General features: G+C 73.5%; 17 protein-coding genes. 7 read left to right on the forward strand and 10 right to left on the reverse strand.

Annotated features, from left to right (window positions below; all coding sequences use genetic code 11):
* Positions 1–36 precede the first annotated feature (36 nt).
* Positions 37–1,134 (reverse strand): DUF3533 domain-containing protein, encoded by a 1,098-nt coding sequence (locus DBP14_RS28320; RefSeq protein ID WP_241741053.1) that lies wholly within the window; start codon positions 1,132–1,134, stop codon positions 37–39.
* 155 nt (positions 1,135–1,289) lie between these two features.
* Here DBP14_RS28320 and DBP14_RS28325 point away from each other — a divergent pair, with 155 nt between their 5' ends.
* Together DBP14_RS28325 and DBP14_RS28330 are read left to right on the forward strand one after the other, a co-directional pair.
* Positions 1,290–4,829, forward strand: a complete 3,540-nt coding sequence (locus DBP14_RS28325; RefSeq protein WP_129309932.1) for a DNA polymerase III subunit alpha — start codon at positions 1,290–1,292, stop codon at positions 4,827–4,829.
* Positions 4,826–5,836 carry a hypothetical protein gene (locus tag DBP14_RS28330; RefSeq protein ID WP_129309933.1) on the forward strand — a complete coding sequence of 337 codons (1,011 nt, stop codon included), beginning with the start codon at positions 4,826–4,828 and terminating at the stop codon, positions 5,834–5,836. Before DBP14_RS28325 ends, DBP14_RS28330 begins: the two co-directional genes overlap by 4 nt.
* Positions 5,837–5,853: 17 nt before the next feature.
* Here DBP14_RS28330 and DBP14_RS28335 read toward each other — a convergent pair whose 3' ends face one another.
* Positions 5,854–6,228: a cupin domain-containing protein gene (locus tag DBP14_RS28335; RefSeq protein WP_129309934.1), complete on the reverse strand. Its 375-nt coding sequence runs from the start codon at positions 6,226–6,228 to the stop codon at positions 5,854–5,856.
* Between the two features lie 90 nt (positions 6,229–6,318).
* On the opposite strand from DBP14_RS28335, the gene DBP14_RS28340 reads away from it, so the two are divergent.
* Both DBP14_RS28340 and DBP14_RS28345 read left to right on the forward strand, forming a co-directional pair.
* A complete protein-coding gene (locus tag DBP14_RS28340; RefSeq protein ID WP_129309935.1) occupies positions 6,319–6,765 on the forward strand; it encodes a MarR family winged helix-turn-helix transcriptional regulator in 447 nt (148 codons plus the stop codon).
* Positions 6,766–6,957: 192 nt separating this feature from the next.
* Entirely contained in the window at positions 6,958–7,821 is an 864-nt protein-coding gene (locus DBP14_RS28345; protein WP_129309936.1) for an alpha/beta fold hydrolase, read from the forward strand.
* A 90-nt stretch (positions 7,822–7,911) separates the two neighbouring features.
* Here the strand turns inward: DBP14_RS28345 and DBP14_RS28350 are convergent, their stop codons facing one another.
* Together DBP14_RS28350 and DBP14_RS28355 are read right to left on the reverse strand one after the other, a co-directional pair.
* Entirely contained in the window at positions 7,912–8,898 is a 987-nt protein-coding gene (locus tag DBP14_RS28350; protein WP_129309937.1) for a lytic polysaccharide monooxygenase, read from the reverse strand.
* Positions 8,899–9,108: 210 nt separating this feature from the next.
* Positions 9,109–9,246: a hypothetical protein gene (locus DBP14_RS28355; protein WP_129309938.1), complete on the reverse strand. Its 138-nt coding sequence runs from the start codon at positions 9,244–9,246 to the stop codon at positions 9,109–9,111.
* 132 nt (positions 9,247–9,378) lie between these two features.
* On the opposite strand from DBP14_RS28355, the gene DBP14_RS28360 reads away from it, so the two are divergent.
* Positions 9,379–9,978: a class I SAM-dependent methyltransferase gene (locus DBP14_RS28360; RefSeq protein WP_241741054.1), complete on the forward strand. Its 600-nt coding sequence runs from the start codon at positions 9,379–9,381 to the stop codon at positions 9,976–9,978.
* A gap of 47 nt (positions 9,979–10,025) precedes the next feature.
* On the opposite strand, the gene DBP14_RS28365 is transcribed toward DBP14_RS28360, so the two are convergent.
* Positions 10,026–10,526 (reverse strand): DUF402 domain-containing protein, encoded by a 501-nt coding sequence (locus DBP14_RS28365; RefSeq protein WP_129309940.1) that lies wholly within the window; start codon positions 10,524–10,526, stop codon positions 10,026–10,028.
* Entirely contained in the window at positions 10,507–11,436 is a 930-nt protein-coding gene (locus DBP14_RS28370) for a GNAT family N-acetyltransferase (RefSeq protein WP_164992422.1), read from the reverse strand. The genes DBP14_RS28365 and DBP14_RS28370 overlap by 20 nt, the downstream gene beginning before the upstream one ends.
* Before the next feature lie 70 nt (positions 11,437–11,506).
* On the opposite strand from DBP14_RS28370, the gene DBP14_RS28375 reads away from it, so the two are divergent.
* Entirely contained in the window at positions 11,507–11,875 is a 369-nt protein-coding gene (locus tag DBP14_RS28375) for a GntR family transcriptional regulator (RefSeq protein ID WP_164992423.1), read from the forward strand.
* 30 nt (positions 11,876–11,905) lie between these two features.
* Here DBP14_RS28375 and DBP14_RS28380 read toward each other — a convergent pair whose 3' ends face one another.
* Together DBP14_RS28380 and DBP14_RS28385 are read right to left on the reverse strand one after the other, a co-directional pair.
* Positions 11,906–12,676, reverse strand: coding sequence for a DUF72 domain-containing protein (locus DBP14_RS28380; RefSeq protein WP_129309942.1), 771 nt, complete (start codon positions 12,674–12,676; stop codon positions 11,906–11,908).
* A 15-nt stretch (positions 12,677–12,691) separates the two neighbouring features.
* Positions 12,692–13,786 (reverse strand): DUF5925 domain-containing protein, encoded by a 1,095-nt coding sequence (locus DBP14_RS28385; RefSeq protein WP_129309943.1) that lies wholly within the window; start codon positions 13,784–13,786, stop codon positions 12,692–12,694.
* A gap of 120 nt (positions 13,787–13,906) precedes the next feature.
* On the opposite strand from DBP14_RS28385, the gene DBP14_RS28390 reads away from it, so the two are divergent.
* A complete protein-coding gene (locus tag DBP14_RS28390; protein ID WP_129309944.1) occupies positions 13,907–15,325 on the forward strand; it encodes a xylan 1,4-beta-xylosidase in 1,419 nt (472 codons plus the stop codon).
* Positions 15,326–15,340: 15 nt separating this feature from the next.
* Here the strand turns inward: DBP14_RS28390 and DBP14_RS28395 are convergent, their stop codons facing one another.
* Positions 15,341–19,168 carry a lipopolysaccharide biosynthesis protein gene (locus DBP14_RS28395; RefSeq protein WP_129309945.1) on the reverse strand — a complete coding sequence of 1,276 codons (3,828 nt, stop codon included), beginning with the start codon at positions 19,166–19,168 and terminating at the stop codon, positions 15,341–15,343.
* Positions 19,161–19,964: a polysaccharide deacetylase family protein gene (locus tag DBP14_RS28400; protein WP_129309946.1), complete on the reverse strand. Its 804-nt coding sequence runs from the start codon at positions 19,962–19,964 to the stop codon at positions 19,161–19,163. The genes DBP14_RS28395 and DBP14_RS28400 overlap by 8 nt, the downstream gene beginning before the upstream one ends.
* Between the last annotated feature and the right edge of the window lie 132 nt (positions 19,965–20,096).

Genomic DNA, 20,096 nt, shown 5'->3' on the forward strand with positions numbered 1-20,096 from the left:
ATCGGCTGACCTCGCGGGAAGCCGGATCGGCTGACGCTACGGCGACTCGGAGCGGCTGAGGCCGCCGGGGTCCCGCGCCGGGTCCGTCCGGGGCGGGACCCTTCCGCGTGCGCGGGCGCGGAGGGTGGCCATCAGGAGGGTGACCGCGATGCCGCCCAGGGCCCAGCCCGCCAGGACCCAGAGCGCGCCCGTGCCGCCGTTGCCCTGGAAGTAGGCGATGGAGCGGGCCGCCCAGGTGCCCGCGCCCGGCGGCAGGGCCGGCCCGATCGTGCTCCAGAACGGGGGCAGCAGCGGGAAGGGGAAGGCGCCGCCGGCGCTCGGGTTGCCCGCGATCACCACCAGCAGGATCGCCAGTCCGATGCCGACGATGCCGAAGACGCCCTGGAGGGCGAGGGTGGCCGCGCCCACCGCGAAGGTGATCAGGGCCCCCAGCCCCCACAGGGCGTACACGCTGCCGGGCAGGGCGTCCAGCGCGGGGCCCACGATCAGCGCGCCGCCCAGCCCGCCGGCGGCCGCCACCAGCGCCATCACCGACAGGCGGATCACCGCGCGCCGGGGGTTGGCGGGCCTGGCGCCGGTGCTGACCGCCAGGGCCGAGGCGCACAGATAGCCGCCCACGCACCAGCCGACGACGAGGTAGAACGACGACAGGCCGTTGAAGTCCCCGGCCGAGGCGGGGGCCACGTCCACCACGCGCACGGTGCGGTGCTGGGCCGCCTCCAGGCCGGTGACGAGGTTCTTCAGGGTGGTGGCGAGGGCCGTGCCGCCGCCGGTGGCCACCAGGAGGGTGTCGGTGGTGCCGCGGGGGTCGACGACCAGGGCGCCGTCGAGGTCCCGGTGCAGGATCCGGGTGCGGGCGGTCCGGGCGTCCGGCACGGTCCGGGGGCTCAGCGGGTGGCCCGCCAGCTGGTCGAGCCGGGGCACCGTCCGGTCGGCCGCGGGCTGCGGGGCCACCACCCCGAAGGCGATGTCCCGGGGCCGCGGGTGGTGCAGGGCGCCCACGTAGGAGGCGATGAAGAGCAGCTGGAGAGCGATCACACCGATGACGAGCGCCGTGGCCCGGGGGGTCACGGCGTCCTTCAGCTCGGCGAGGAAGGAGCGGTCGGGCGGGGCCGCCCCGGCTGTTCGGCTCATCCCCCCACGGTCCGGGCAAACCGGTGTTTGCGCAGGTGGGAGGCGGCTGAACGGATGTCGCACAGATGTTCGGGAATGGAGGTATGGTGGGGTGGCGGGGGCAGGGAACTGATGTTCGAAGAGTCGTTCGGGGCTCACGAGTGCGGGAGGTGCGTGTGCCGGGCTTCGCGCATCTGCACACCGTCTCCGGGTTCTCCCTGAGGTACGGCGCCTCACATCCGGAGCGGCTGGCCGAGCGCGCCTCGGAGCGGGGCATGGACGCCCTCGCGCTGACCGACCGCGACACCCTCGCCGGCGCCGTGCGCTTCGCCAAGGCCTGCGCCGGGGCGGGGGTCCGCCCGCTGTTCGGGGTCGACCTGGCGGTGGGCGCGCCGGAGGCCGTACGACGGGAACGGCGTCGTACGCCGGTGCGCGGGGGAGCCTTTGTCGATGAGTCGACCCCGCGGGTGACCTTTCTCGCCCGGGACGGCGCCCGGGGCTGGGCCGACCTGTGCCGGCTCGTCACCGCCGCCCACCGGGGCGAGGGCCCGCCCCTGCTGCCCTGGGGAGAGAACCACGGGGACGGCCTGACCGTCCTGCTCGGGCCGGGCTCGGACGTGGGCCGGGCGCTGGCCGCCGGCCGCCCCGACCGGGCCGCGAAGCTCCTCGGCCCCTGGCGCGAGGTCTACGGCGACGCGCTGCGGCTGGAGACCGTCTGGCACGGCCGGCAGGGCACCGGTGCCGGGTCCCTGCGGCTGGCCGCCCGTACCGTCGGCTTCGCCGCCGAGCAGCGGGTCCGGCCCGTCCTCAGCAACACCGTCCGCTACGCCGACCCCGGCCAGGGTCCGGTCGCCGACGTGCTGGACGCCGCCCGGCGGCTGATGCCGATCGACCCCGCCGGGGAGCTGGACTCCGGCGAGGCCTGGCTGAAGGACGCCCGCGCCATGCTGCGGGTCGCCGAACGGGTGGTGGAGGCGGCCGGCTACCGGCGCGACACCGCCCACCGGCTGCTGGAGCAGACCGGGGCCACGGCCGCCGCGTGCCTGGTCGACCCGGAGGACGACCTCGGCATCGGCACCGTCCACTTCCCCGAGGCCCGTCTCGTCGGCGCCGGCCGCCGCACCGCCCAGCGGGCGCTCGCCTCCCGGGCGGTGGCGGGGATGGTCCGGCTCGGGTACGGCGGCCGGCGCGCGTACTGGGAGCGGATGCACGCCGAGCTGGACATCATCGCCCACCACGGCTTCGCCTCCTACTTCCTGACGGTCGCCCAGGTCGTGGACGACGTGAAGAGGATGGGCATCCGGGTGGCGGCACGCGGTTCCGGCGCGGGCTCCCTGGTCAACCACGTCCTCGGCATCGCGAACGCCGACCCGGTCGAGCACGGGCTGCTGATGGAGCGCTTCCTGTCCAAGGAGCGCGTCGTGCTGCCCGACATCGACATCGACGTGGAGTCCGCGCGCCGGCTGGAGGTCTACCGGGCGATCATCGGCCGGTTCGGCACCGAGCGGGTCGCCACCGTCTCCATGCCCGAGACCTACCGGGTGCGGCACGCCGTCCGGGACGTGGGGGCCGCGCTGTCCATGGACCCGGCGGAGATCGACCGGGTGGCCAAGTCCTTCCCGCACATCCGCGCCCGGGACGCCCGCGCGGCGCTGGCGGAACTGCCCGAACTCAAGGAACTGGCGGGGGAGAAGGAGAAGTACGGCAGGCTGTGGGAGCTGGTCGAGGCGCTCGACGCCCTCCCGCGCGGAGTCGCCATGCACCCGTGCGGGGTGCTGCTGTCCGACGCCTCGCTGCTCGCCCGTACGCCGGTGGTGCCGACCAGCGGCGAGGGGCTGCCCATGTCGCAGTTCGACAAGAAGGACGTGGAGGACCTCGGGCTGCTCAAGCTCGACGTGCTGGGCGTGCGGATGCAGTCGGCGATGGCGCACGCGGTCGCCGAGGTGGAGCGGACGGCCGGTGAGCGGATCGAGCTGGACTCCCTGGCGCCGGGCGACCCGGCGACGTACCGGCTCATCCGGTCGGCGGAGACGCTGGGCTGCTTCCAGATCGAGTCACCGGGCCAGCGGGACCTGGTGGGGCGGCTGCAGCCGAGCACCTTCCACGACCTGGTCGTCGACATCTCGCTGTTCCGGCCCGGCCCGGTCGCCGCCGACATGGTGCGGCCGTTCATCGAGGCCCGGCACGGGCGGGCGCCCGTGCGGTACCCGCACCCCGACCTGGAGCGGCCGCTGAAGGAGACGTACGGCGTCGTCGTCTTCCACGAGCAGGTCATCGACATCGTCGCCGTGCTGACCGGCTGCGGGCGCGGGGAGGCCGACCGGGTCCGGCGCGGGCTGTCCGACCCGGAGTCGCAGGGGCGGATCAAGGTGTGGTTCGCGCAAGCGGCGGCGGCGAACGGGTACGACGCGGAAACGATCCGGCGCACCTGGGAGATCGTGGAGGCCTTCGGCAGTTACGGCTTCTGCAAGGCGCACGCGGTCGCGTTCGCCGTACCGACCTACCAGTCGGCCTGGCTGAAGGCCCATCACCCGGCCGCCTTCTACGCCGGGCTGCTCACACACGACCCCGGGATGTACCCCAAGCGGCTGCTGCTGGCGGACGCACGGCGGCGCGGGGTGCCGATCCTGCCGCTGGACGTGAACGTGTCGGGAGTCGCCCACCGTATCGAACTGGTGTCTGAATCACCTGGAAATCCGGGGCGTTGGGGACTCCGCCTCGCCCTCAGTGACGTGCACGGCATCAGCGAGACCGAGGCGAAGCGGATCGCCGACGGACAGCCGTACGCCTCCCTGCTCGACTTCTGGGAACGGGCCCGGCCGAGCCGCCCGCTGGCCGGTCGGCTGGCCCAGGTGGGCGCGCTGGACGCGTTCGGCGCCAACCGGCGCGACCTGCAACTGCACCTGACCGAACTGCACCGGGGCGCCCGGGGCGGCGGCGGGGACCAACTCCCCTTGTCCGGAGGGCGGAAGACCGCCCCGGCCGGGCTGCCCGACCTCACTCCGTCGGAGCGGCTCAGTGCCGAGCTGGGCGTGCTGTCCATGGACGCCTCCCGCAACCTGATGGACGACCACCGGGAATTCCTGGAGGAGCTGGGCGTGGTCTCCGCGCGCCGGCTGCGCGAGGCACGGCACGGCGAGACCGTGCTGGTCGCGGGCGCCAAGGCGGCCACCCAGACCCCGCCGATCCGGTCCGGCAAACGGGTCATCTTCTCCACGCTGGACGACGGCACGGGCCTGGTCGACCTCGCCTTCTTCGACGACTCGCACGACGCCTGCGCCCACACCGTCTTCCACTCCTGGCTGCTGCTCGTGCGCGGGGTGGTCCAGCGGCGCGGGCCGCGCAGCCTGAGCGTGGTCGGTTCGGCCGCCTGGAACCTCGCCGAACTCGTCGAACTGCGCGCCGGAGGCGGGCTCGACGAGGTGGCGGCCCGGCTCGCCGAACCACCGGGCGCGCCCGGGGACGGTCCCGCGCCGGACGGAAAGAGGCCGGCCGGGGAGGGATCGGCCGGGGAGGGGCCCTCCCGGGCCCGGCTCGCCGGTTCCGACGGGCGGCCCGCGCCGGCCGGCTCCGCCGCTCCGGAGCGGGGGGAGGGCCGCCGGATCCGCATGCCCACGGGGTACGAGATGCACCCCTGGGCCGATCTGCGCCCCGCGGGCGAAGGGCCCGCGGTGGGAAGGAAGCTGTGGCACCAGAGTCCGGGGAGTGCGGGATGACCATCCTCTGCGTACGTTTCCAGTTGCCGCCGGAGCACGAGGCGGCCCTGCCCGGACTGCTCGGGCTGCTGGAGGAGTTCACCCCGGTCGTCGAGGCGCTGCCCCCGGACGGCGCGCTGGCCGACCTGCGGGGCGCCGAACGCTACTTCGGGCGCGACGCCGTGGAACTGGCCTCGGTGATCCGGGTCCGCTCCCTCGCGCTGTACGGCGTCGACTGCGTGATCGGCGCCGGGCCGGGTCCCATGCTGGCCCGCATGGCGCTGCGCGCCGCCCGGCCCGGGGTGACCCGCGCCGTGCCCGGCGACCCGGACGGTATCGCGGAGTTCCTCGCCGGACGGCCCGTGGCCGCGCTGCCCGGCGTCGGCCCGGCGACCGCACGCACGCTGTGCGAGTACGGCCTCGACACCCTCGGTCTGGTCGCCGCCGCGCCCCTGTCCACGCTCCAGCGGCTGATCGGCGCGAAGGCGGGCCGTGAGCTGCGCGAGAAGGCGACCGGCGTCGACCGCGGCCGGGTCGTGCCGAACGCCGTCTCGCGCTCACTGGCGACCGAACGCGCCTTTGACATCGACGAGTTGAACCCCGACCGGCACCGCAGGGAACTGCTGTCCGCCGCCGAGGAGATCGGCGCCCGGCTGCGCGCGGTGGAGAAGGTCTGCCGCACCCTGACCCTCACCGTCCGCTACGCCGACCTCCCCCGCTCTCGAACAGGCTCGAGCGGGGGGACCCCCATCTCCACCACCCGCAGCCGCACCCTCGCCGAACCGACCGCGCACTCGGCGGCCCTGACGAAGGCGGCCTACGGCATGTACGAGGCCCTGGGCCTCCAGCGCGCCCGGGTCCACGCCCTCGCTCTGCGCGCCGAGGGCCTGACCCCCGCCGACCAGGCCTCCCGCCAGCTCACCTTCGACCCCGTGGACGAGAAGACCCGCCGTATCGAGGAGGTCGCGGACCGCGCCCGCGCGAAGTTCGGCCCCCGCGCGGTGATGCCGGGATCGCTGGCGGCGTGATTCCTTTGCCGATCCGCTCAGTTGGCCCACGGGGGAGTGAGCACGGTGCCGTCGGCCAGCTCCGCCTCCAGGCCGACGGACGTGGTCACCCAGGACACGGCGGTGTGGTCGGTCGGGTTCTCGACGGCCAGGGTGGCACCGGGATTGATGATCACCGTGTCGCCGGCCGAGACCCGCTCGGTGTGCCCGTCGAGGGTGATCAGCAGTTCGCCGACGAGCACGTGGAAGATCTCCTCCCGGCTGACGGTGTGCGCGGGCGCCCTGGTGCCCGCCGGGATCTCGCCCCGCCAGGCGCACAGCTCCTTGCTGCCGGTCAGCGGGGTGGCGTACGAGACGAAACGGGCGCCGTGGATCTCGTGGGTCACGGCTTCGGAGGAGCGGACGACGGGCATGGGGATCTCCGTTCAGGACTGAATGGTCAAGCTGCTTGTCTATATGGTCAAGCCGCTTGACCAATACGTCAAGGGTGTTTCAATGCCTCCGTGCAGAACTCCGACGCCATGGTCCTGTCCGCCGCCCTGCTCGCCGCGGCCGGCGACCTCACCCAGCGCATCCACGACGGAGTGGTGGCGCGCGGCTTCACGGATCTGCGGCCGGCCCACGGCTTCGCCTTCGCGCGGCTCGCCCCCGACGGGGCCACGGCCACCGAACTCGCCGCGCACCTCGGGGTCACCAAGCAGGCCGCCGGCCAGCTGGTCGACGAGATCGTCCGCAAGGGGTACGCCGAGCGCAGGCCGCATCCCGGGGACGCGCGCGCCCGGCTGGTCGTGCTGACCGAGCGGGGGTGGAGCTGCACCCGTGCCGCCGAGGAGGCCGCCGCCGAAGTGGTGTCCGGGTGGGCCGAGCTGCTCGGCGAGGCGGAGGTGCGGGCGCTGCGGGACCGCCTGGCGCGGCTGGCGCCCCACGGGCCGATCAGGCCGGCCTGGTGAGAAGGCCCGGCGAACGGGCGAACGGGCGCATCACGAACCGGCGCCCCTGGTTATCACTGGAAGTTTTTACTGACGCGTAACTTCACTCCTCTGCTACTCGCCCGTAACTTGACAAGTGAACAGCATCCCGTGATCCGGATCACAGGGCCAGGTCATCGCAACCCCACCCTTGACCCGCAAGGAGATCGCCAGATGCTGCCCTGGAAACGAGCGCTGAGACCGTTCGCCGCGCTCCTCCTCACCGCCGCGGTCGCCACCGTCCCCGCCGCCACCGCGCACGCCGCAGACACCGCCCCCAGTACCGGCTGGAACGACTACTCCTGCAAGCCCTCCGCCGACCACCCCCGCCCGGTCGTCCTGGTCCACGGGACCCTGGGCAACTCCATTGACAACTGGCTGTCCCTCGCGCCGTACCTGGAGCACCGCGGGTACTGCGTCTTCTCCCTGGACTACGGCCAGTTGCCCGGCGTCCCCGTCTTCTACGGCCTGGGCCCCATCGACAAGTCGGCCGGACAGCTGGCCACGTTCGTCGACCGGGTCCGCACCGCCACCGGCGCCGCCAAGGTCGACCTGGTCGGCCACTCCCAGGGCGGCATGATGCCCCGCTACTACCTGAAGTTCCTCGGCGGTGCCGCCAAGGTGAACGCCCTCGTCGGACTCGCCCCCGACAACCACGGCACCGACCTGGACGGCCTCACCAACCTGCTGCCGTACTTCCCCGGCGCCGAGGACCTGATCAAGGCCACCACCCCCGGCCTCGCCGACCAGATCACCGGCTCGGACTTCCTCACCAGGCTCAACGCGGGCGGCGACACCGTCCCCGGAGTGCGCTACACGGTCATCGCCACCAAGTACGACGAGGTGGCGACGCCCTGGAAGAGCCAGTACCTGAGCGGTTCGGACGTCCACAACGTCCTGCTCCAGGACCTGTGCCCGCTCGACCTGTCCGAGCACGTGGCGATCGGCCTGTTCGACCGGATCGCGTTCCACGAGGTGGCCAACGCGCTCGACCCGGCCCACGCCTCCGCCACCACCTGCGCGTCGGCCTTCAGCTGACCGTCGTGTGCCGCCGGGGCCCGTCCGGCCTGAGCCGCCGGACAGGCCCCGGATTCCCCCCGCCTCCGGATTCCCCCCGCCGAGGACCGGCTACGGCCGGCGTCCGCCCGTCGCACGGCGCCGCACGGACAGGAACAGTGCGGCCGAACCGAGCGCCAGGGCCGCCGCGCCGCCGATCGCGAGGTACGAGGTGCCGCGCGCGGCGCCGGTCTCGGCGAGGTCACCGGAACTCCCGGCGGCCCGCGGCCGGTTGCCCGGCGCCGCGGCGGTGGCGGCCGTGGCTTCGGGAGCGGCGGCCGTGCCGCTCGCGGCGCCGTGCGCGTGCCCGTGGTGCTGGATCGTCGACTTCCCGGCCCCCGCCTCGACCTGTGCGTCGGAGGGCGCGGAGGCGGTGGGCGCGGGGGCGGTGCCGCCGGCCCCACCGGCGTTGCCGTTGCCGCTGCCGCCGAAGTCGACGTCGGAGCACGAGTAGAACGCCTCCGGGCTGTCCGAGCGCTGCCAGACGGCGTACAGCAGTTGCTTGCCGGTCCGCTCCGGGAGCGTGCCGGAGAACGTGTAGAAGCCGCCGGAGGCGACCGGGTCCGTGGCCCTGGCCACCGGGTGGGCGAGGTCCAGCGCGGACCAGGCCAGCGGCTTCGCCGGGTCGTAGCCGGGCTTGGTCGCGTAGACCGTGAAGGTGCCCTTGTGCGGCGCGGTCACCCGGTACCTGAAGGTGTACGAGCCGCTGTGCACGCGCGTCGCCGGCCAGTCGGCGCGGGCCAGGTCGAGCCCCTTGAACTCCTCGTTGCCGGCGCTGCACAGCTTGCCGTCCGGGATGAGCCGCTGGTGCCGTCCGGCCGCGTCGCCGATCCGGATGCCGTTCCAGTCGTACAGCGCCTGCGTGCCACCGGCCGCCACGGCCGCCTCGCAGGCCGCGGACCTCGGGTGTTCGGGGCCCTCCGCGTAGCACTGCGAGACCCGGCTGACCGGGTCGCCCATCGAACCGTGCGCCGCCGCGGGCGCGGCGGCCAGGACGGTCAGGGCGAGCGGCGCGACTCCGGCGACCGCGACGGCTGCGGCCTTGCGGCGTGCGGGCATGACGAACTCCTCGGAACGGTCTCTGAGCGGGCTGGATCCCGTGGGGGGCTTCAGAAACTAGTCCCGGGAATCCGTGAAATCGCCTGCTCGGCCCTGCCGATGGAGATTCTTATGGCGGCGTTAAGGGAGTGCTGAGGCTGGCCTCAAGTTCGCCGTGCCCTCGTGCGTCCTCGTGCGTCCTCGTGTGCCCTCACGTGCCGGCCGCGCGGGTCAGCCGTCCGGCCACCAGGTGCGCGCGATGTCCTTGCGCACCTCCGGGCGGGCGGCGGGGCGTTGCTCGTCCGCCTCCTCGCGGATCCGGCGGCTGTCCGTCCTCTTCAGGGGCTTCTGCACGGTCACACGGCGCATGGCTGCCTCCTTCGTGCCTACCGGGTTCCGCATCTGGCACGGAGGTAGACCCTTTCGGCGAGAGTTCCTCATCGGAGCCGGTCTGTCAGTGGCGGGTGTCACTCTGGGGACATGACGAACGACAGTGATCGCATGGTTGCGCACCGTACCGAAGTCGACTGGGACGCGGCGGCGGACACCTTCGACGACGAGCCGGACCACGGGCTGCGCGACCCCGGCGTGCGCGCCGCCTGGGCGGCCAGACTCCGCACCTGGCTCCCCGACCGCCCCGCCGACGTCCTCGACCTCGGCTGCGGCACCGGCAGCCTGTCGCTCCTCGCGTCCGAACAAGGGCACCGGGTGACCGGCGTCGACCGTTCCCCCGCCATGGTCGACCGCGCCCGCGCCAAGCTCGCCGGACGGGACGCCGTGGTCCTGCCCGGTGACGCGGAGGCCCCGCCGGTGGGGGAGCAGCGCTTCGACGTCGTCCTCGTACGGCACCTGCTGCGGGCGCTGCCCGACCCCACCCGCGTCCTGCGCCACTGGCGGGACCTGCTGCGGCCCGGCGGCAGGCTGGTGCTGGTCGAGGGTGTGTGGGGCACCCTCGGCCCGGCCGGCATACCCGCCGACCTGCTCACCGGCCTGCTGGCACCCCTGGCCCGGCAGGTGCGCCTGGATCCGCTGTCCGGGGACGAGGCGCTGTGGGGCAAGACCGTGCACGACGAGCGGTACGCGGTGGTGGCCGTGGTCTGAGACCGCCGGCGGGCCGCTGTGCGGCCCGGGGCGGGCCGGTCGCCCGTTCAGGGCAGCAGCTCCTCGAAGCCGCCCTCGCGGGCCCGCCGCTCCAGCTCGTCCAGCGCGGCCACGGCCGCCGAGGCCGCCGCCGGGTCGGACTCCGTCAGCCCGCTCGCGGCGAACTCGTCCTCGTCCAGCCGTCGTACGTCCGTGCCGTCGGCCGACCGCCACAGGTCCAGGTCGAGGTCCTCCACGACCAGTTCCGCACCCGAGAGCACCGCGGGGCGGGTGACGTCGCAGTACCAGCCCTTCACCGTGCCGTCCGCCGCGCGGACCTCCTTCACGGAGTACCACCGGTCCCGCCAGTAGTGCTCGGTGAACACGTCGCCCGGCTCGAAGCGGACGAAGCCGAAGTCGCGCACGCCCTCACCCGCCCAGGGGGCGCGCACGGACAGCCTGGTGCCGTCGTCGCCCAGCAGCTCCGCCGGGTAACGGATCTTCGTACGGCCGCCCTTGACCAGCACGACCTCCAGGGTGGCCGGTGGCTCAGCCGAGTTCGCGGGCATAGCGCACCTCCGTCGCGCAGATCTCGTACCCGAGCCACCTGTTGACGGCGATCATCGGATCGTTGCCGGTGTCGTTGCCCGTGAAGGCCTCGGTGACGCCGGCGGCACGGGCCCGGTACAGGGAGTGGACCTTGGCCAGCTTGGCCAGACCGCGGCCGCGGTGCGCGCGGGCGGTGCCGGTCATCGCGGACGAGTAGCGGCCGTCGCCGTCGGTGTAGGCCACGCTGAAGGCGACCGGACGGCCGTCGACGACCGCCGCCATGGTCAGCTCGCGGTCCAGCAGCGGATGCCTCCAGGTCTGCTCGACCCAGGTGTCGTAGTCGGTGAACTCGAAGTCCACGTCACCCGGTTCGTCCGCCACCGTCTCGGCGTCCAGCTCGAACAGGGGGCGCGGGTCGTCCGCGAAGTCCGCCGCGCTGCGCAGTTCGACGCCCGGCGGGACCTCCGGGAGCGGCGGGAGCGTGGCCTTCGCCAGGTCCAGGCGCAGGAAGTGGGCGGAACGGCGGCGCTCGTAGCCGCGCCGCTCGGCGAACGCGCGGTTGGCCGGCTCGTCGAGCACCCAGCTGAACAGCCTGGTCGCGCCCTGGTCGCCCAGGTACTCCTCGGCGACCCGGGCCAGCAGGCGGCCCGCGCCGCGCCCGGTGCGGTCGGGCCGGACGTACACGCTCACCAGGCCCTGGCCGGGCTCGGGGCTGTCGTACGCCAGAAGGACCTGGGCGGTGCCGATCACCTCGCCGTCCTCCTCCGCCACGAGGGGGCGGTACCGGGCGTCGGGATGCGTGTGGACGGCGTTGTGGCGGACCGAGTCCGCGGTGAACAGGATGTACGGCAGGGCGAGTCGGCGGACGCGGGCGAAGCCCTCGGTGTCCGCGGGGACGTCCGGGCGCAGGTCGCGCACGATCACGGTCATGGTCCGGCACCGTACGTCGCGAACTGCCGGGGTGCCTCTCATTTTCCGCTGGGTGCGGGACAATCGGCGGGTGAGCCTGAAGATCCACATCGATGACAGCGCGCCGCCGTACGAGCAGGTACGGGCGCAGATCTCCGAGCAGGCGCGGGCCGGTGCACTGCCGGTGGGCTACCGGCTGCCGACCGTGCGCGGGCTGGCCGAGTCGCTGGGGCTCGCGGTGAACACGGTCGCCAAGGCCTACCGGGCGCTGGAGGGCGACGGGGTGATCGAGACGCGGGGCCGCAACGGAACGTATGTGGCCGCCGCCGGCTCGGCCGCGGAGCGCGAGGCGTCGCTGGCCGCACAGGCGTACGTGGAGCGGGTACGGCGGCTGGGGCTGGGGGAGGCGGCCGCACTGGCCGCCGTACGGGACGCCCTGCGGGCGGCTTATGGGCGATAGAGAAGTCGAGCGGGGTGTTCGTTGCCGGCTTCAGCCGCGCCTGGCCGGTTCCGGGGTTCTGGTCGGGGCCAGGCCCGCCTTTGCTGCCGCTCGGGCGAAGGTCACCGCGTCCTGGACCGCCGCGCCGCCCGGGTCGTTGTTGAAGTAGGCGTGGACGGGCTCTTCGTCCGGCCAGGTCGTGGCGATGCGGTCGACCCAGGTTTCCAGGGAGCGGCGGCCGTAGCGGGGCCAGGGCTGGGCGCGGCCCTGGTGGAAGCGGACGTAGCCCCAGGAGGCCGTGCGCCACAGAGGGGTGACGGGGCGGGCCTGGACGTCCGCCCAGCACAGGGCCGCTCCCCGGGAGGAGAGGACGTCGCGGACCTCGGGTGTCCACCAGGAGTCGTGGCGGGGCTCGACCGCGACCCGGGTGTCCGGCGGGAAGCAGGCCAGGCACGCGTCCAGCAGGGCCGGGTCGGCGCGCAGGGTCGGCGGGAGCTGGAGGAGGACCGGGCCGAGCCGGTCATCGAGGCCGGCGGCGTGCGTCATCAGACGGTGGACCGGCTCCTCCGGCTCCTTCAGGCGCTTGATGTGGGTCAGGTACCGGCTGGCCTTGACCGCGACCGTGAAGTCCGGCGGGACGCGCTGCCGCCAGGCGGCGAAGGTGTCGTACGACGGCAGCCGGTAGAACGCGTTGTTGATCTCCACCGTGGCGAACAGCCGCGTGTACTCCTCCAGCCAGAGCCGCGTCGGGACCCCGGCCGGATACACCAGGTCCCGCCAGTCCTTGTACTGCCACCCCGAGGTGCCGACGAACAGGGTCATACCAGCATCAAAGCACTACAGGTACAGTCCCGCGTCCGCCCCGTCCCGCGCGCCCGGCACGGAGGTCGGCGCGGTGCCCCGCCGCAGCGCGTACAGCTCGGCGAGCGTCGCGCCCTCCCGGCCGACGCCCTTCTCGGTGCCCAGCCAGTCCACCGCCTCCGGGCGGGTCAGCGGGCCCACCTCGATGCGGGCCAGACAGCGGCCGGGCCGGACCACCGCCGGGTGCAGCCGCTCCAGGTCCTCGTTGGTGGTGACCCCCACCAGCACGTTCCGGCCCTGGCCGAGCAGGCCGTCGGTGAGGTTGAGCAGCCGGGACAGGGCCTGCCCGGCGGTGTGCCGGGCCTCGCCGCGGATCAGTTCGTCGCAGTCCTCCAGCAGGAGCAGCCGCCAGCGGCCCTTGCCGCCCGCGTCGTCCTCGCCGATCGCGATGTCCATCAGATAGCCGACGTCGGAGAAGAGGCGTTCGGGGTCGAGGACGCAGTCCACCTGGCACCAGTCCCGCCAGGACCGGGCCAGCGTGCGCAGCGCGGACGTCTTGCCGGTGCCGGGCGGCCCGTGCAGGAGGAGCAGCCGGCCCGCGATGTCCTCGGGGGTCGTCCTCATCAGCGTGTCCATCGCCTCGGCCACCGGCGCCGTGTAGTTGGGCCGCACCTCGTCCCAGGTGCCGGCCGAGATCTGCCGGGTAGTGCGGTGCGGGCCGCGGCGCGGGGAGACGTACCAGAATCCCATCGTCACGTTCTCCGGCTGCGGTTCCGGATCGTCGGCCGCGCCGTCCGTGGCCCGGTCCAGGACCGACTTCGCCAGTTCGGCGCTGGTCGCGGTCACCGTGACGTCCGCGCCCCGGTTCCAGCGGGAGATCAGCAGGGTCCAGCCCTCGCCCTCGGCGAGAGTCGCGCTGCGGTCGTCGTCGCGGGCGATCCGCAGCACCCGGGCGCCCTCGGGCAGCAGGGTCGCGCCCGAGCGCACGCGGTCGATGTTCACGGCGTGCGAGTACGGCTGCTCGCCCGTCGCGAAGCGGCCGAGGAACAGCGCGTCGACGACGTCGGACGGCGAGTCGGAGTCGTCGACGTGGAGCCGGATCGGCAGGGCGTCGTGTGGGTTGGCGGACATGCCGCCATGATCCGGTACCGATGCCGTCCGCGCACGGCATTTCCGCCGCTTGTCCCGGTCTTCTCCCGGTCTCCCCGACACCTGCCCGCCAACGGGACTCCGCCGTTACTGTTGTCCTCGATGCGACGTCATGGGTGGTATACGGGGACTCGGCGGTGGCGGCTCACCGCCCTGCTCGGAGTGGGCGTGGCCGTCCTGGCCCTGGTCGTGACCCTGATCCACACGCTGCCCGGCGGCGGCAGCACCGCCGGGACCTCGCGCGCCGGCGACAAGGTGCACGGCATGCCCGCCGTCCCGGACGGCCCCCCGAAACCGTCCGTGGGCTGGGGTTTCACCCACACCCAGTACAGCGCGGACGAGGGCAGCGCCACCGCTACCGACCGCGTCCGGCGACTGCTCGCGCAGGACGGCGGGCTGCCGCAGGACCAGGCCCTGATGGGCTGGGGCGCCGACAACCCCGAGCCGGTCAAGGGGCATTACGACTTCGGCGCGATGGACCGCCGTATCGACTTCATCCGCGCCTCCGGCGGCACCCCCGTCGTCACGCTGTGCTGCTCCCCGGACTGGATGAAGGGCGGCAGGGCCGGCGTCGACAACACGAACTGGAGCCAGGCCGCGCTGGAGACCGCGCCCACCCCGGAGCACTACCAGGACTTCGCCGACCTCGCCGCGACCGTCGCCCGCCGCTACCCCGACGTACGACACTTCCTCGTCTGGAACGAGTTCAAGGGCTTCTGGAACGACGCGAAGCACCGCTGGGACTACGAGGGCTACACGAAGATGTACAACCTCGTCTACCGGGCGCTGAAGAAGGTCGACAAGGACATCATGGTCGGCGGCCCGTACCTGGTGATGGACAGCCTCGACCCCCGCGACCCGAACGCCTCCGGCGCGCTGAAGGGCCCCTGGGGCGCCATGGACCAGCGGGTCCTCGACGCCTTCGACTACTGGAACACCCACAAGGCGGGCGCCGACTTCGTCGTCGTCGACGGCTCCAGCTACACCAACGACGACGAGCTGCTGCCGAACGAGTTCGGCGCCACCGACAAACTCACCGCCGTCAGTGCCTGGGTGCGCCGCCAGACCCGCGACCTGCCCCTGTGGTGGGCCGAGTACTACGTGGAGCCCGGCGACGCCAACGACGACCGCAAGGGCTGGTCCGAGCAGCACCGCCTCGCCGTCCACGCCGCCGGCCTCATCGCCATGGCCAAGGGCGGCGCGGACTCCGGCTTCTACTGGAACCCGGAGGAGAAGTCCGGCACCGACTGCCCCGGCTGCCTGTGGACACCGACCGACACCGCGACCGGCGGCCGCGAACTGCCCATGTACAGTCTCCTCTCCCGCTTCGACCACGCCTTCCCACCCGGCAGCCACTACGAGCAGGTCCCCGTCGCCCCGGACGACGTACCCAACGTCCGCGTCCTGGCCACCACCAAGACCGCCCTCGTCGTCAACACCCTCAACCGCACGATCAGCGCCAAGATCGACGGCAAACGATTCGACCTACGGCCCTACGAGATGAAGTGGCTCACCCGCTGAGCCACTTCGCCCCGCTCACTTCATCGTCAGGAAGCGTTGGAGCAGTGCGGCCAGGAACAGGGTCAGGAGGGGGAGGGAGAACCAGAAGCTGCCTTGGAGCAGGCGTAGTTGCCGGATGGTCGGGCGGGCTGCCACTCGGAGCAGTTCGCGGGCGGTGAGCAGCAGGATCAGGGCCACGGCGGCCAGGGCGCCGACCACCGACCAGGGGGTCCAGGTCACCTGCGGGCCGATCGGGCCCGGTGCCGGTTTCGGGACCGGGCCGGGCGGCTGCTTGCGCATGGCGTACACGGTGACGTCGTCGTTGCGGAGGACCTTGGTCAGGTCCTGCCGGTTGTCGAGGTTGCGGATCAGCCCGGACTCCCAGGCCGGGGCGTAGCCCGCGTCCAGCCGCAGGTACGTCACCTGGCTTTCGTTGATCATGAGGTACGAGTTCGGGCCCGCGTCCTTCAGGGCCTTCACCAGGCCCGACACCAGCCGCGGGTCGGCCGGTGCCAGGGTCGGCACGTAGTTCACCCGCTCCATGTCCCGCGCGCCCCACGGCAGCGCCGGAGTCACGTCGTTGACCGTGTCCTGGGTCAGCCACAGCAGCCGTACCGTCGGCTTGTCGTGCGCGTACACCCAGTTCATCGCGGCGACCTCGCCGGGCCGGGTCCGCTCGAACGGCTCGTTGCCCCAGCGGGCGACCAGGAAGCCGCCCATGAGCAACAGCCCGACCAGCAGCGCGGCGACCGGGGCCAGCCGGTTGCGGCCCTTCGCCCGTTCCCCGGCGGTGGCTCCGGTGCGCGGGAACAGCGCGAGGGCGCCCAGCAGGGCCGCGCCCGGGAGGGCGAACATGAAGACGCGCAGCGCCATCTCACCGCCGTACGACTGCATCCCGAAGCCCAGGAACGGCACGAACGTGAGGACCAGCAGCGAGCGTTCGCGGTACCGGTTCAGGCGCCGGCGCAGCCAGCCCCAGCAGGCGAACCCCAGGACGGAGCCGGCCAGCAGCACGCGGGTGTACAGCACCAGCTTGTGCGTCGGACTGCCGCCCTGGATACGGCCGGACACCGACGTCGACACGTTGCCGCCGACCCCGCCGACCCCGCCGAACAGGTCGTCGAAGTGCCCCGACCAGTACGGCTCGGCCATGAAGCCGAGCCAGGCCGCGACGACCACCGCGAACAGGATGGGCAGCCCGCGCAGTTCGGAACGCCGGGCGAGGACCAGGACCGCGAGCACGCCAAGCATCACGAACGGGGTGAGCTGGTGCGCCGGGACGCTCGCCGCGAACAGGCCGATCAGCACCAGCAGCAGGACGGCCCGTTGCCGCCGGTCGGCCGGCTCGACCTCGGCCTCACCCGGCCGGTACCGCGTCCAGAGCACGCGCGGGGCGCGGAACCAGACCAGCAGGACCGCCACGAACATCAGGTACAGCAGATAGGTGAAGCCCTGCGGGGAGAAGTAGTCCTGGCCGACCCAGCCGCTCAGCACGAACAGCCAGATCCCGGTCCACTTGGCCCGCCAGCTCGCCCGCAGCGACCGGGTGAGCAGGAACATCGGTGCCAGGTAGGCGAGTTGGACGGCGGTCGGCCACCAGCGGATGACCTCGGTGAAGTCGCTGATCCCGCAGGCCCGCCCGACGAACGCGGCCACCGCGAAGAACCCGGGCCAGCTCCAGCGGGCGTCCAGGTCGGGTACGGCGGACCCGGTGCGGTCGATGTAGTCGATGAAGCCGAGGTGCTGCCAGGCCGTGGGGAACCGGGGCTCGGTCTCGATCACGGCGGGCAGCGCGTGCAGGGAGATCACCGTCGCCAGCAGCGTGACCAGCAGCAGCGCCCGGTGTTCCCGGCGCAGCCGGAGCAGCGCGGCGAACACCGTGATCAGCAGGGCCGCCCCGGCCAGCGTGGGCAGGGGCAGCACGGAGACCAGCCCGAGCCCGCCCATCCGGTCCAGATCGGTCTCGCCGAGCCGCGACGCGGGCACCCAGTACAGCAGCAGGGCGGCGACGAGGAGACAGCCGAGGACGACACCGGGGCGGGTGGGCAGCAGCCGGTGCCGGGAGGGGGACCGTGGTGGCTCCTCCGGCCCGCCGGTCTCCGGCACGTCGCCGCCGCCGGGCTCCGACTGCCGCGGCAGCAAGGCCCCGGCGGGCCCCAGCGACGCCTCCGTGCCCGGCTCCCGCTCCTCCACCGGCAGCCCCAGCCGGGGCCCCTCGGCCCCCGGCGTGCGTGACGTGCCCGGGGCCGGCCGGCCGGGCAGCGTCCACGTCGGCCGGTCGTCGCCGGCGGCGTCCGCGTCCACCACCGGCGTGCCCGCGGGCGGGGTTCCGGGCCCCGGGCGGACGTCCGGCCGGCGTTCGACGTGGTCGAAGTCGACGTGGATGCCGAGGGCGAGGGTGTCGCTGTCCAGCGCCCAGGCCGGGCCGCGCCGGCGCGGCGGGGCTGCGGGCACCGGGACCTCGCGCGGCCCCAGGTCGGCGAGGTCGCCGTCCGGTGCCGCCGAGTCCGGTACGGCGTCCGGCGCGGCCCGCAGCGTCCGCCACAGCCTCGGCGCGGCCAGCGTGACGATCACGGCGAGGCTGGAGATCTCGGCGACCCCGGCACCCGTGAGGCCCATCCGGGGCAGCAGGAGCAGCGTCAGCCCCAGCACGAGCACGCACAACAGACCCTGCATCCAGGCGAGTCCGCCGGTACGGCTCTGGGCGCGCAGCACCGCGAAGTACGTCTCCATCACGACCCGCAGCAGCGCGCCGACGGCGAACCAGCGCAGCAGCGGGGTCGCCGCCTCGGCGTAGTCGTCGCCGAACACGCCGAGGATCCACGGGGCCGCGAGGAACAGGAGCCCGCAGATCGGCAGCATGATCCGGGCCATCCGCCGCAGCGCGGCCCGGGTGTTGGCGGCGAGCCGCGCCGGGTCGTGCGAGCCCTCGACCGTGAGGGACGCGCCCATGTTGATGGCGAGCAGGTTGACGGTGCCGCCGATGGTGGTGGTGATGTAGAAGTACGCGTTGTCCTCGGAGCTGACCTGCGAGGCGATGATCACCGGCACCAGGTAGACCACGGCGAGGGAGAACAGGGACCCGGTGTAGTCCCCGGCGAGGAACCGGCCGATCTCCTTCAGCGTGGGCGGACGGGCGCGGTCCTCGGTGGCCTTGACGTGCCGGGGGACCAGCCGCCGGAACACCAGCCAGCCCAGCGGCACCACGGAGGTGGCGATCGCCGCGACCCAGGACACGAAGACACCCGTGGTCGGGACGGCCACCGCGAACGCCACCAGCAGCGCCAGCTTGACCGCAGAGAACACGGTGTTGCCGGCCGGCACCCAGGGCGCGCTGCGCAGCCCGGTCAGCACCCCGTCCTGAAGGGTGAGCAGGTTCCAGGCGGCGACGGCCGCGATGAAGCCCAGCCCGTTGAGGGGGCCGTGCAGGAAGCGGTACGACGGTCCCCACGCGTCCAGGGTGAGCAGGAACACCCCGGCGGCCACCGCCACGACCAGTGAACTTCCCGCGTAGGTGCGCAGGATGAGGCGGCCGGTGCGCTGCCCGGACACCGGGATGAACCGGGCGAGGGCACCGGTCAGGGTCACCGCGGTCAGCCCGGCGAGGAGCTTCATCGCGGCGATGGCGGCCGAGCCCTGCCCGACCGCCGACTCGGAATAGTAGCGGGCGGCGGCCAGCCAGAAGCCGAGGCCGAGGACGGCGGAGATGCCGGTGTTGAGCATCAGCGCGTAGGCGTTGCGGAAGAGCGGACTGCCGCCGGGCGCCCGGCCCATGCCGGGCAGACGCAGGCGGCGCCCCGACGGTGCGGGCGCCTCGGTGCCGGGCGCTGCGGCCTCGGTCGTGGTCGTGGTCGTGTCAGACACGGGAACGGATGGCCTTCCGGCGGACCTGGCGTGCTCTTCGGACGAGGGCGTACCCCTGGGTGAGGGCGCGGTCCCGGGCGAAGGTGCGGGCGATCGCGCGGCCCTGGAGCAGCCGCGCGAACTCCTCGGCACCGGTGCTCCGCCGGACCGTGACGCGCCGCAGGGCGTACGGCCCCTGCCGGCGGCGGGCGAGCGCGTTGCCGACCGCGAGTGCCTGGTCGTAGCCGGCCGTGCGCACGGCCCGGCGGACCCGGCGGTCGGAGTAGCCGTACGGGTAGGCGAACGACACTGGCCCGACGCCGCCCAGTTCGGCGGCGATGATCTTCGTGCTGTCGGTCAGCTCGGCGGCCAGGGCGCTGTCGTCGAGCTGGTCGAGCTGCGGGTGGGTGTGGCTGTGCCCGCCGATCTCGACGCCGGCCGCGGCGAGTTCGCGCACCTGGGCCCAGTCGAGCATGGTGTCCAGGCCGCCTCCGGTGTCGTGGGCGCCCCTGATCCAGCCCGTCGAGACGAACAGGGTGGCGGGGAAGCCGTGCCGGCCGAGGACGGGCAGCGCGTACCGGTGCACGCCCTCGTAGCCGTCGTCGAAGGTGATCAGCACCGGCCGGTCCGGCAGCGGCCGGCCGGACCGCCAGCACGCCGCCAGCTCGGCGGTGGTGAGGGGGGTCAGGCCCAGGTCCGCGACGAGCGCCATCTGCCCGGCGAACGCCTCCGGCGCGACCGACAGCCCCCGAGTGGCGTCGTTCGGCACGGTCGCCACGGAGTGGTACATCAGAATCGGCACGGCCGCGTCACTCATACCCGCCCTCCTCGTCCAGACCCGTCCCACCGGCCCGTCCGGCCATCGCGGTCCCGCCGGACCCGTCGGCCGCCGTGCCCGCGGCGCTCCCGTGGGCCTGTGCGGGTTGGCCGGCCTGCGCGGCCGCTGCCG

Origin of the sequence: Streptomyces sp. L2, from assembly GCF_004124325.1 — a bacterium.
GTDB lineage: Bacteria > Actinomycetota > Actinomycetes > Streptomycetales > Streptomycetaceae > Streptomyces.

What these genes read in the sequence shown, in the direction of transcription:
- DBP14_RS28320 (WP_241741053.1), bottom strand. Translation starts at nt 1,134, where the DNA reads ATGAGCCGAACAGCCGGGGCGGCCCCGCCCGACCGCTCCTTCCTCGCC.
- DBP14_RS28330 (WP_129309933.1), top strand. Translation starts at nt 4,826, where the DNA reads ATGACCATCCTCTGCGTACGTTTCCAGTTGCCGCCGGAGCACGAGGCG.
- DBP14_RS28335 (WP_129309934.1), bottom strand. Translation starts at nt 6,228, where the DNA reads ATGCCCGTCGTCCGCTCCTCCGAAGCCGTGACCCACGAGATCCACGGC.
- DBP14_RS28345 (WP_129309936.1), top strand. Translation starts at nt 6,958, where the DNA reads ATGCTGCCCTGGAAACGAGCGCTGAGACCGTTCGCCGCGCTCCTCCTC.
- DBP14_RS28350 (WP_129309937.1), bottom strand. Translation starts at nt 8,898, where the DNA reads ATGCCCGCACGCCGCAAGGCCGCAGCCGTCGCGGTCGCCGGAGTCGCG.
- DBP14_RS28355 (WP_129309938.1), bottom strand. Translation starts at nt 9,246, where the DNA reads ATGCGCCGTGTGACCGTGCAGAAGCCCCTGAAGAGGACGGACAGCCGC.
- DBP14_RS28360 (WP_241741054.1), top strand. Translation starts at nt 9,379, where the DNA reads ATGGTTGCGCACCGTACCGAAGTCGACTGGGACGCGGCGGCGGACACC.
- DBP14_RS28365 (WP_129309940.1), bottom strand. Translation starts at nt 10,526, where the DNA reads ATGCCCGCGAACTCGGCTGAGCCACCGGCCACCCTGGAGGTCGTGCTG.
- DBP14_RS28370 (WP_164992422.1), bottom strand. Translation starts at nt 11,436, where the DNA reads ATGACCGTGATCGTGCGCGACCTGCGCCCGGACGTCCCCGCGGACACC.
- DBP14_RS28380 (WP_129309942.1), bottom strand. Translation starts at nt 12,676, where the DNA reads ATGACCCTGTTCGTCGGCACCTCGGGGTGGCAGTACAAGGACTGGCGG.
- DBP14_RS28385 (WP_129309943.1), bottom strand. Translation starts at nt 13,786, where the DNA reads ATGTCCGCCAACCCACACGACGCCCTGCCGATCCGGCTCCACGTCGAC.
- DBP14_RS28390 (WP_129309944.1), top strand. Translation starts at nt 13,907, where the DNA reads ATGCGACGTCATGGGTGGTATACGGGGACTCGGCGGTGGCGGCTCACC.
- DBP14_RS28400 (WP_129309946.1), bottom strand. Translation starts at nt 19,964, where the DNA reads ATGAGTGACGCGGCCGTGCCGATTCTGATGTACCACTCCGTGGCGACC.